Source organism: Stenotrophomonas sp. (assembly GCF_032099025.1).
Lineage (GTDB): Bacteria > Pseudomonadota > Gammaproteobacteria > Xanthomonadales > Xanthomonadaceae > Stenotrophomonas.
Genome location: NZ_DAMCID010000008.1, coordinates 135358 through 146338, shown reverse-complemented (window position 1 = coordinate 146338; position 10981 = coordinate 135358). Strand labels below are relative to the sequence as shown.

Here is a 10981-nt window from a genome sequence, read left to right as displayed (position 1 = left end):
GCCGGCACTACGTTAAATCGGCTTTGCGAGGAGCCGGCCAGCGGCCGGCACTACGTTAAATCGGCTTTGCGAGGAGCCGGCCAGCGGCCGGCACTACGCGGAGCCGGGCACGCGTCAATCGCGGTCAGCCGCGATTGACCTGCGCGTACACGGTAGAGCTCATGCCGAACAGCTTGATGAAGCCTTCCGCCTCTTCCACGCCCCAATCGGCCGACTGCGCGTAGGTGGCGCCCTTGGTGTTGAGCAGGTGCGGCGACTTCACCGCCACCGCGTCCACGCGGCCACCACGGGTTTCCAGCACCACTTCGCCGTTGACCTTGGTCTGCGAGGACTTCAGGAATGCTTCGATGTCGGTCTTGAGCGGGTCGTGGTAGAAGCCTTCGTACACCAGCTCCACCCACTTGCGGGCCACGTCGGGCTTGAAGCGGTTCTGCTGCTTGGTCAGCACGGCATCTTCCAGCGCGCGGTGCGCGGCCAGCAGCGAGACCAGACCCGGCGCCTCGAACACGATGCGGCCCTTCAGGCCGATCACGGTGTCGCCGGTGTACACGCCACGGCCCACGCCGTAGGGCGCGAACAGCTTGTTGAGCTTGGCCAGAATCTGCTCGCCCGGCAGCGCCTTGCCGTCCAGTTCAACGGCTTCGCCTTCGACGAACGTCAGGGTCACGGTCAGCGCCTCGGCCGGCCATTCGCTGCGCGGTGCGCACCAGCCGCGTGCGCCTTCGCCCGGGGCTTCCCAACGGTCGATCTCGCCGCCGGACATGGTCAGGCCCAGCAGGTTTTCATTGATGGTGTAGGCCTGCTGCTTGGCGCGCACGCCGAAGCCGCGCTCTTCCAGGTACTTCTGCTCGTAGGCGCGGGTCTGGGTGTGTTCCTTCTGGATTTCGCGGATCGGCGCGACGATCTGGTAGTCGCCCAGCGCCTTCACGGCCAGGTCGAAGCGGACCTGGTCGTTGCCCATGCCGGTGCAGCCGTGGGCAATGATGTTGGTACCCAGTTCGGCGGCGCGCTTGAGCGCGGCATCGACGATCAGGTAACGGTCCGACACCAGCAGCGGGTACTGGCCCTGGTAGCCCTCGCCGGCCCACACGAACGGCTTGACGAAGCCACTCCAGATCGCCGGGCCACCGTCGACGGTGACATGGCTGGCCACGCCCAGTTCGGCGGCGCGCTTTTCGATGAAATCGCGCTCTTCGTCATCCACGCCGCCGGTGTCGGCGAACACGGTGTGCACGGCATAGCCGCGTTCCTGCAGGTAAGGCACGCAGAAGCTGGTGTCGAGTCCACCGGAGAAGGCCAGGACGATGTCTTTCTTGCTCATGGAGGTAGGGTCCGAAATGGGGGGCGGAAATGGGAAACGGTTATTGCGTTCTGGTGTAGAGCCACGCCCTGCGTGGCTGCGTTTGGTTCTGGTGTAGAGCCACGCCCTGCGTGGCTGCGTTTGGTTCTGGTCGAGCAGCCGACTAACAGTCGGCTCTACCGTCGGCTCTACCGTCGGCGGTAACCCGCCGATCGCGGCCGGTGGCCATCACCGGCCGGCCAGCGCCGACATGATCGCCTTCTGCACGTGCAGGCGGTTCTCGGCTTCGTTGATCGCAATGCACTGTGCGGAGTCCATGACGCCGTCGGTTGCCTTGACGTTGCGACGAAGCGGCAGGCAATGACTGAACACGCCGTTGTTGGTCATGGCCATCTTGGCCTCGTCCACGATGAAGTGCTTGTACTGGTCGCGGATGGGCTTTTCCGGTTCCCAATTGCCGAAGAACGGCAGCGCGCCCCAGCTCTTGGCGTAGACCACGTCGGCACCGGAATAGGCGCTGGCGATGTCATGGCTGATCTTCAGCGAACCACCGCTCTCGGCGACGTTCTGCTCGGCCCAGCCCATGTAACGGTCGTCCAGGATGTAGTCGGCGGTCGGGCACAGCAGAGTCACGTCCATGCCCATGCGGGTGGCGATGGTCAGCGCCGAGTTGGCCACTGCGGTGTTCAGCGGCTTGGGGTGATAGGTCCAGGTCAGCACGTACTTCTTGCCGCGCAGGTCCTGGGTGCCGAAGTGTTCCTGCAGCGCCATCACGTGGGCCAGTTCCTGGCACGGGTGGGTGATGGTTTCCATGTTGATCACCGGCACCGGCGAGTATTTGGCGAAGGCCTTGAGCACGATGTCCTCGCGGTCCTGCGCCCAGTCGATGAACTTCGGGAACGCGCGCACGCCGATCATGTCGACGTAGCGGCCCAGCACCTTGGCCACCTCGGCCACGTGCTCTTCGGTGTCGCCGTCCATCACGGTGCCCAGGTTGAACTCGATCGGCCATGCGTCCTTGCCCGGCTGCAGCACGATCGCGTGCCCGCCCAGCTGGAAGGCACCCAGCTCGAAGCTGGTGCGGGTGCGCATGGAGGGATTGAAGAACACCAGGGCAATCGACTTGCCCTTGAGCTCGTCGCCCAGCTTGTTGCGCTTGAACAGCGCGGCCTGGGTCAGCAGGGCATCCAGGTCGGTGCGGCTCCAGTCCTGGGTGTTCAGGAAGTGCTTCAGGGACATCGATCGATCCTTTGAGGCGGGGTTCAATGGAAGAAAGGGTACAAATGCAACTTTTCAAATCGTAGAAACGAAAAAACCCAGCGCGGGGGCTGGGTTTTCCGAACAGACAGCACGAAGCTCCGGTTACCCAGCGAAAATGTGGGGTTCCGGTCGGCGGGCACGCGACGTCATGCCCGTAGCCATACGGGCGGCGCTGGTGTCGTGCTGGAAGTCGGTGAGTTTCATGGCCGCCAATCTTTGCATGTGGTTGACGCCGGCGCAACCCTTGGGTGGGGCATCGGGCCGGGCGGCCGCCAGGCAGGGCCTGGCGCTACCGGACGGGGGGGGGTTACGGGTTGGCTGCGCTGCCAGGCTCGGCGCCGGTCCACGGGGTGATGGAGACCCGGATCTTGAGCCGGTTGCCGGGGTCTTCCGGCAGCCGCGAACGGTACTTGGTGCCCTTGTAGACGTAATCCACGTCGTAGGCGATGGGACGGCGGAACTCGCGGCCGACCGGGATGATGCGGCAGTCGCGGGTCAGCAGCGGCCCGTTGTTGGCGGCCGGGGCCTCCACCAGCGGGGCGCCCTCCTCGGTCGTGCCGTCTTCACGCTTGAAGATGGAGCGCACCGAATCCATGAACCGGCCGAAACGCCCCTTGTCTTCCTGCGGCTCCTCGCCGGTCACGTTGACCGGGGCCAGGGTCCGCGTCGAGACGGGTTCGCAGTGCTCCTCGGTGCGGGTGGCCCGCAGGGTCTGGAACACAGGTTCGACATTGAGTACCTGCGCGTAGTCGAACTTGACGTTCTCCACGATCACCACCCGGTTACGGACCTCGCCATCCTGGGCGCACACCATGAAGGCGGCGCTTCCCAGCAGGCAGGCCAGCGTCAGCAACGAAGCGGATTTCATTGGCAACAGGAAAGAGGACAAGGTGGATAGTTTAGGCAGTGCCAGGCACAAGGGGCTGAACATTACCCTTCCGCGACGCATCTGCCCATAGCAGGGGGTGCCGTTTGCGACGCCCGGCCACCCCCGGGTCGGGGCAAAGGGTGCCCTGGCGCGGCACGGGGCCAGCGCTGGCGGCCGTTGTGATCTAAAATCGAGGGCTTGCCCCTACTCCGCCCGGCCCCACGCCCCATGACCCTGCGCCTGCACAACAACCTGACACGCCAGCTCGAACCGTTCACCCCGCTCGATCCGACCTGTCCGACCCTGTATGTGTGCGGCCCCACGGTCTACAACTATGTACATATCGGCAACGCCCGCGGCCCGGTGGTGTTCGGGGTGCTGGCCGACCTGCTGCGGCGCCGCTTTGGCGGCCTGCGCTACGCCCGCAACATCACCGACGTGGACGACAAGATCAACGCCGCCGCGCGTGAGCAGAACGTGCCGATCTCCACGATCACCGACCGCTTCGCTGCCGCCTACCGCGAGGACATGGCGGCGCTGGGCGTGGTGCCACCGGACATCGAGCCGGAAGCCACCGCGCACATTCCGCACATCATCACGATGATCGAGCAGCTGATCGCCGCCGGGCATGCCTATGCGGCCGATGGCCACGTGCTGTTCTCGGTGGCGTCCTACGCCGACTACGGCAAGCTCTCGCGCCGCGACCCGGACGAGATGCTGGCCGGCGCCCGCGTGGACGTGGCGCCCTACAAGCGCGACCCGGGCGACTTCGTGCTGTGGAAGCCGTCCAGCGACGACCTGCCCGGCTGGGCCTCGCCGTGGGGCCGTGGCCGCCCGGGCTGGCACATCGAGTGCTCGGCCATGGCCGCCGCGCACCTGGGCGCCACCATCGACATCCATGCCGGTGGCGTGGATCTGCAGTTCCCGCACCACGAAAACGAGATCGCGCAGAGCGAGTGCGCCCACGGCGGGCAGACCTTCGCCCGGTTCTGGCTGCACAACGGCATGCTCAACTTCGGCGGCGCCAAGATGAGCAAGTCGATCGGCAACATCGAGCGGGTCCACGACCTGGTGCGCCAGCATGCGCCCGAAGCGCTGCGCTACGCGCTGCTGTCGGCCCATTACCGCCAGCCGCTGGACTGGTCCGACGCGCTGATCGAACAGTCGGTGCGGACGCTGGACCGCCTGTACGGCACGCTGCGCGATCTGGTCGACGTGCAGGCGACGGCGGTGATTCCGGCGGAGATCGAGGCGACGCTGGACGATGACCTCAACACGCCGCAGGCGCTGGCCGAGCTGGCCCGCATTGCCGGCGAAGCGCGCAAGGCCGCGGACACCGACAAGGCGCAGTGGAAGTCGGCCCTGCTCGGCGCCGGCCTGGCGCTGGGCCTGCTGCAGCAGGATCCGGCGGCGTGGTTCGGCACGGCCAGCGGCAGCGACGACGATGCGGCCATCCAGGCCCTGATCGATGCCCGTGCGGCCGCCAAGCAGGCGCGCGACTTCGCCCGTGCCGACGCCATCCGCGACCAGCTGGCCGCCGACGGCATCGTGCTGGAAGACACCGCCCAGGGCGTACGCTGGTCGAGAAAGCGCTAACCCCGCAACAACCGTAGAGACCGCTGTGACTGATTCCCCCTTCCCGCTCGAACCCACCGCCGCTGAAGCGCAGACCGCCATTGCCGAGGAGTTCGCCTTCTTCGGCGACTGGTCGGAGCGTTACCAGTACCTGATCGACCTTGGCCGCAAGCTGCCCGCCTTCCGCGAGGAATGGAAGACGGAAGAACACCGCCTGCTGGGCTGCCAGTCGATGGTCTGGATCGTGCCGGAGGGCAATGCGGACACGCTGCGCTTCCATGCGATCAGCGATTCGGCCATTGTCTCGGGCCTGATCTACCTGGCGCTGCGGGTCTATTCGGGGCGTTCGGCGGCCGAGATCCTGGCCACCGAACCGAGCTACATCCAGGACATCGGGCTGTCCCGCCACCTCTCGCCGACGCGCAGCAACGGCGTGGCGGCGATGCTGGCGTTCATCCGAGAGACCGCGCTGGCGCAGTCGGCACCGTGAGTTCCCCTGCCCCCACCGAGGTCGGCGAGAGCGCCCTTGGCCTGCTCGCGCGGCCGGGCTTTTCGCTGCTGCTGGCCTACCGCATCCTGGCGATGCTGTCCTATCAGATCGTGGCGGTCACGGTGGGCTGGCACATCTACGAAGTGACCCGCAATCCGTTCTCGCTGGGGCTGGTGGGCCTGGCCGAGGTGCTGCCGTTCTTCTGCGTGGCGCCGTTCGCCGGCTACCTGGTGGACCACCTGCCACGCCGGCGGCTGGGCATGGTGGCCTGCGCGGGACTGGTGCTCACTGCGGTGGTGCTGACGGCGGTGGCCAAGGGCTGGCTGCCGTTCAACGGGGTCTGGCCGATCTATGCGGCGGTGGCGATGACCGGCATGGTCCGTGCCTTCCTGTCACCCATCTACAACGCGCTGTTCGCGCGGGTGCTGGAGCGCCATCAGTTCGCGCGCGGCGCGGGGTTGGGTTCGGTGGTGTTCCAGGCCGGCATGGTCATTGGGCCGGCCCTGGGCGGCGTGCTGGTGGCCTGGGGCGGCAAGAGCGTGGCCTACGGGGTGGCGGTGGGCGTGGCGCTGGGTGCGCTGGGCTGCCTGGCCGCGCTGCGCGTCTCCGAGCCGGTCCATACCGGCCCGGCCGCGCCGATCTTCAAGAGCATCGCCGAGGGCGGCCGGTTCGTGCTGGGCAACCGGATCATGGTCGGAGCGATGGCGCTGGACATGTTTTCGGTGCTGCTGGGCGGCGTGGTGGCCATGCTGCCGGCGTTCCTGCACGAGATCCTGCACCACGGCCCGGAGGGCCTGGGCATCCTGCGCGCGGCCCCTGCGCTGGGGTCGGTCTGCGTGGGGCTGTGGCTGGCACGGCGCCCGCTGCAGCGCCATGCGGGGCGGGTGCTGCTGTTCGCCGTAGCCGGCTTCGGTCTGTGCGTGATCGGCTTCGGGCTGTCGCACAGTTTCTGGCTGTCGGCGGTGATCCTGCTCTTCTACGGGGCCTTCGACGGGGTCTCGGTGGTGATCCGTTCAACCATCCTGCAGCTGGCCACGCCCGAGGAAATGCGCGGCCGCGTGTCGTCGATCAACGGCATCTTCATCAGCTCCTCGAACGAGCTCGGCGCGTTCTACGCCGGCACGATGGCCAAGCTGCTCGGCCTGGTCCCCGCCGTGGTGCTGGGCGGCTTCGCGGTCTTGAGCGTGGCCGGCATCACCGCCTGGAAGAACCCGACCCTGCGCCGGTTGAATCTGCGCGATCTGCAATAACTGCAACTGCAACCGCCACAGCCTGGGTCTGCTGACCTACGTGTAGAGGGCCGGCGGGTAGCAGCAAAGACGCTGCTGTTGCCTTCAGGCCGACGACCGCCTCCAAGGCAACAAAAAACCCGGCCGAGGCCGGGTTTTTCGATTGGATCCAGAGCAAGCGAAAATCAGTCGCCCTGCTGCTTCTGCAGGTGCTCCCAACGCTCCTGGGCGTCGATGGTGCGTTCGGCGGTCAGACGCGCTTCGAGGCGGTCCAGGCCGATTTCTTCGCCGGTGTCCACGCAGTAGCCGTAGTCACCGTCTTCCAGGCGCTTGAGCGTGCTGTTGATCTTGCCGATCAGCTTGCGGTAACGGTCGCGGGTACGCAGTTCCAGCGAGTTCTCGGTCTCGCGGGTGGCGCGCTCGGCTTCGTCGCCGATGTCACGTACTTCTTCCTGCAGGTTGGCGATGGTCTGCTTGGATTCTTCGACCAGTTCATTGCGCCAGGTCTGCAGGCGCTGGCGGAAATACTCCAGCTGCAGGGGGCTCATGTACTCCTCTTCCGCGCTCGGCTTGTAGCCGGCAGGCGGGATCGGACGGCCGGTGGCTTCGTCAGTCTTGTATTCCACGACCTTGACCTTGGTGCGCGGGGCCGGGGCGGACGAACGCGCGGCCACGGCAACGGCGACCTTGCCGACCGGACGCGAGACGGGCTTGGGGGCGGATTCGGACTTCACGGGAGTTTTTGCAGGCGATTTCGAAACGGGCACGGGATTCTTGTTTTGCGGGGCTTTCGGCGCGGGGGCAGCCGCCACCGGCTTCGGCGCGGACGCCGGAGCAGGAGCAGGCTTGGCCGCGGCCTTGGCCGGGACAGACTTGGCCGGCGCCGGCGGAGCCGGCTTCGGTGCGGACTTCACTACGGGTGCTGCGGCCGGCTTGGCCGCCGGCTTGGTTGCCACCGGCTTGCTGGCCGGCTTGACGGCCTTTACCGGCTTGGCAACCGCTTTTTTCACCGGCGCGGGCTTGGCCGCCGGGGTAACGGATTTCTTGGCCACGGTCTTGCTGGCGGGCGCGGTCTTTTTCACCGGCGCCTTCGCGACCGGCTTCTTGGCCACGGCGGTCTTGGACGCAGGCTTGGGCGCCGGCTTGGCCGCCGCCTTTTTCACTGGCGCCTTTGCGGGGGCCTTTTTGGCCACCGCCTTCTTTACGGGTGCCGTCCTGGCCGCCGGTTGTTTGGATGCAGGCTTGCCAGCCGGCTTGGCAGCCGGTTTCTTGGCAACGGACTTGGCCGCCAACTTCTTAGCAACAGGCTTGGCGGTTTTCTTGGCGGCCTTGACGGCCTTCTTTGCAGTTTTTTTAGCAGCCACGAAACGCTCTTCCTTGGTTTCCCCGGGGCCCGGGAAAGCGGGCCTTTATAGCCTACCCGACCAGCAGCAGCAACCACACCGCCCACTCCGTTCAGCCGGGAAGTGCGGCGGGGTGTGGCCGTTCCCCCGCTTGGCGGAGCGACCTGCGCAGTTCGGAACCTGACCCGGCGCTGTCGCCGGGGCGGCCCGCCGCGTGGATGGTGCGGGCGGGGCCAACACCCCATCCTGCGACAAATGCGGCCTTCATGCCAACTGCTCTAAGATTGGGGGGTGATCTCCCACCTGCTCATCGCCCTGCTGCGCTTCTACAAGCGCTTCATCAGCCCGCTGCTGGGGCCGCGCTGCCGCTTCATGCCCAGCTGTTCTGAATACGCCATGCAGGCCATCGCCACCCATGGCCCCGCGCGCGGCAGCTGGCTGGCCGCTCGGCGGCTGGGGCGCTGCCATCCCTTCCATCCCGGTGGCGTGGACGAGGTGCCGCCGCGCACCGCGCCCGCCGACTGCCGCTGCACAGGAAAACACTGAATGTCCGCCACGCTCATCGTCAACGCCCGCCTGGTCAACGAAGGTCGCATCGTCGACGGCGACCTGCGCATTGAAAACGGCCGCATCGCGCAGATCGGCACCGGCCTGGAGCCGCAGCCCGGCGACAGCGTGGTCGACGCCGCTGGCCGCTGGCTGCTGCCGGGCATGATCGACGACCAGGTGCACTTCCGCGAACCCGGCCTGACCCACAAGGGTGACATCGCCACCGAATCGGCCGCCGCGGTGGCCGGTGGGTTGACCAGCTTCATGGACATGCCCAACACCAACCCGCCCACGCTCAATGCCGAGGCGCTGCAGGCCAAGTACGACGCCGCTGCCGGCCGCGCGCGCGCCAACTACGGCTTCTACATGGGCGCCAGCAACGACAACCTGGCCGACATCAAGGTGGTGGACCCGAAGAACTCGCCGGGCATCAAGGTGTTCATGGGCGCTTCGACCGGCAACATGCTGGTCGACAACCCGGAAACGCTGGACGCGATCTTCAAGTACGCCCCCACCCCGATCATCACGCACTGTGAAGACACGCCGATGATCGACGCCAAGGCGAAGGAATACGCCGAGAAGTACGGCGACGCGCTGAGCGCCGAACAGCACCCGGACATCCGGTCGCGCGAGGCCTGCCTGAAGTCGTCCGAGCTGGCGGTGGCGCTGGCGAAGAAGCACGGCACCCGCCTGCACGTGCTGCACATCTCCACCGCCGATGAGCTGAAGCTGTTCGAGAAGGGCCCGCTGGTCCGCGCCGACGGCAGCCGCAAGCAGATCACCGCCGAAACCTGCATCCACTTCCTGCGTTTCGACCGCAGCGACTACGCGCGCCTGGGCAACCTGATCAAGTGCAACCCGGCGATCAAGGAAGCCAGCGACCGCGAGGCGCTGACCCAGGCCGTGGCCGACAACGTGATCGACGTGCTGGCCACCGACCACGCCCCGCACACCTGGGAAGAGAAGCAGAAGCCCTACCCGCAGGCGCCCTCCGGCCTGCCGCTGGTGCAGTACGCGCTGGTGGCGGCGCTGGAACTGGTGCATGAAGGCAAGCTGGAGATCACCCAGGTCGTGCAGAAGTTCGCCCACGCCCCGGCGCAGCTGTTCGACGTGAGCCAGCGCGGCTACCTGCGCGAGGGCTATTGGGCCGACCTGGTGCTGGTGGAGGACGTGCCGTTCACCGTCAAGCGCGAAGACGTGCTGTCCAAGTGTGGCTGGTCGCCGTTCGAGGGCACCACCTTCCGTTCGCGCATCGCCTCGACCTGGGTCAATGGCCAGCTGGCGTGGGATGGCCAGCAGCTGGTGGGCGCACCGAACGGCCAGCGCATGAGCTACGACCGCTGATGCGGGCAGCACTCCTCGGCCTGGGCCTGCTGGCCCTGGCCCCGCTGGCGGCGCTGGTCGTCGTGCCCACCCCTGCCCTGGCCCAGGCCGACGCCCGCGTGGTGTTCCCGGCCAGCGCCTCGCAGGGTGCCATGGTGATCGGCAAGGTGCCGGCCGGCAGCACGGTGCAGTACGCCGGCCGCACGCTGCGGGTGAGCGGCTATGGCAGTGTGGTGTTCGGCATCGGCCGCGATGAGCAGGGCCCGCTGCAGGTGCAGGTGCAGCGCCCCGACGGCGGCAGCGAGACGGTGAGCATCGCCGTGACGGCGCGCGACTGGCCGGTGGAGCGGGTCAACGGCGTGCCGCCCAAGACGGTGAACCCGCCGCCGGCGATCGCCGAGCGGATCAAGCGCGAGCAGGCGCAGGTCACCGCCGCCCGCGCCCGCGATGACAACCGTGCCGATTTCGCCCAAGCGTTCATCTGGCCGGTGCAGGGGCGCATCAGCGGCCGCTTCGGCAATGCGCGCGTGTACAACGGCCAGCCCGGGTCGGGCCATTCGGGCATGGACATCGCGGTGCCCACCGGCACCCCGGTCAAGGCGCCGGCCGCCGGCGTGGTGACCTTTGCCGGCCCGGACCTGTACCTGACCGGCGGCACGCTGTTGCTGGACCATGGCTTCGGGATCAGCTCCAACTTCCTGCACCTGTCGCGTATCGATGTGAAGGTGGGTGATCGGGTGGAACAGGGCCAGGTGATCGCCGCGGTGGGCGCCACCGGGCGTGCCACGGGGCCGCACCTGCATTGGGGCATGAACTGGTTCGATACGCGGATGGATCCGCTGCTGGTGCTTGAACGCAATCGGTAGCGGCAAACGCCACGCCGTAGCGCCACGCCCTGCGTGGCTGCGTTTTGTTTCGGCACCGCGCAGCCACGCAGGGCGTGGCTCTACCGCTTGTTTCGGCACCGCGCAGCCACGCAGGGCGTGGCTCTACCGCTTGTTTCGGCACCGCGCAGCCACGCAGGGCGTGGCTCTACCGCTTGTT

General features: G+C 67.3%; 10 protein-coding genes. 6 read left to right on the top strand and 4 right to left on the bottom strand.

The window, feature by feature from the left end:
• Positions 1 to 124: 124 nt before the first annotated feature.
• The 3 genes from RT456_RS08030 to RT456_RS08020 form a co-directional block, all read right to left on the bottom strand.
• Positions 125 to 1321, bottom strand: a complete 1197-nt coding sequence (locus tag RT456_RS08030; protein WP_313344856.1) for an argininosuccinate synthase — start codon at positions 1319 to 1321, stop codon at positions 125 to 127.
• Between the two features lie 207 nt (positions 1322 to 1528).
• The gene (locus RT456_RS08025; RefSeq protein WP_313344854.1) at positions 1529 to 2539 is read right to left on the bottom strand and encodes an N-acetylornithine carbamoyltransferase; all 1011 of its coding nucleotides are present in this window, start codon (positions 2537 to 2539) and stop codon (positions 1529 to 1531) included.
• A 328-nt stretch (positions 2540 to 2867) separates the two neighbouring features.
• Entirely contained in the window at positions 2868 to 3428 is a 561-nt protein-coding gene (locus RT456_RS08020; RefSeq protein ID WP_313344851.1) for a hypothetical protein, read from the bottom strand.
• A gap of 228 nt (positions 3429 to 3656) precedes the next feature.
• Here RT456_RS08020 and cysS point away from each other — a divergent pair, with 228 nt between their 5' ends.
• The 3 genes from cysS to RT456_RS08005 are packed head-to-tail and all read left to right on the top strand — an operon-like array spanning position 3657 to position 6743.
• Positions 3657 to 5024 (top strand): cysteine--tRNA ligase, encoded by a 1368-nt coding sequence (cysS, locus tag RT456_RS08015; RefSeq protein ID WP_313344849.1) that lies wholly within the window; start codon positions 3657 to 3659, stop codon positions 5022 to 5024.
• Positions 5025 to 5049: 25 nt separating this feature from the next.
• Positions 5050 to 5493 carry a SufE family protein gene (locus RT456_RS08010; RefSeq protein WP_313344848.1) on the top strand — a complete coding sequence of 148 codons (444 nt, stop codon included), beginning with the start codon at positions 5050 to 5052 and terminating at the stop codon, positions 5491 to 5493.
• Complete coding sequence (locus RT456_RS08005; protein WP_313344847.1) at positions 5490 to 6743, top strand: MFS transporter; 1254 nt, start codon at positions 5490 to 5492, stop codon at positions 6741 to 6743. The genes RT456_RS08010 and RT456_RS08005 overlap by 4 nt, the downstream gene beginning before the upstream one ends.
• 164 nt (positions 6744 to 6907) lie before the next feature.
• Here the strand turns inward: RT456_RS08005 and dksA are convergent, their stop codons facing one another.
• A complete protein-coding gene (gene dksA / locus RT456_RS08000) occupies positions 6908 to 8086 on the bottom strand; it encodes an RNA polymerase-binding protein DksA (RefSeq protein ID WP_313344843.1) in 1179 nt (392 codons plus the stop codon).
• A gap of 270 nt (positions 8087 to 8356) precedes the next feature.
• On the opposite strand from dksA, the gene yidD reads away from it, so the two are divergent.
• The 3 genes from yidD to RT456_RS07985 are packed head-to-tail and all read left to right on the top strand — an operon-like array spanning position 8357 to position 10803.
• Complete coding sequence (gene yidD / locus RT456_RS07995; RefSeq protein WP_313344838.1) at positions 8357 to 8611, top strand: membrane protein insertion efficiency factor YidD; 255 nt, start codon at positions 8357 to 8359, stop codon at positions 8609 to 8611.
• The gene (locus RT456_RS07990) at positions 8612 to 9958 is read left to right on the top strand and encodes a dihydroorotase (protein WP_313344835.1); all 1347 of its coding nucleotides are present in this window, start codon (positions 8612 to 8614) and stop codon (positions 9956 to 9958) included.
• Complete coding sequence (locus tag RT456_RS07985; protein ID WP_313344832.1) at positions 9958 to 10803, top strand: M23 family metallopeptidase; 846 nt, start codon at positions 9958 to 9960, stop codon at positions 10801 to 10803. The genes RT456_RS07990 and RT456_RS07985 overlap by 1 nt, the downstream gene beginning before the upstream one ends.
• Positions 10804 to 10981: the final 178 nt, after the last annotated feature.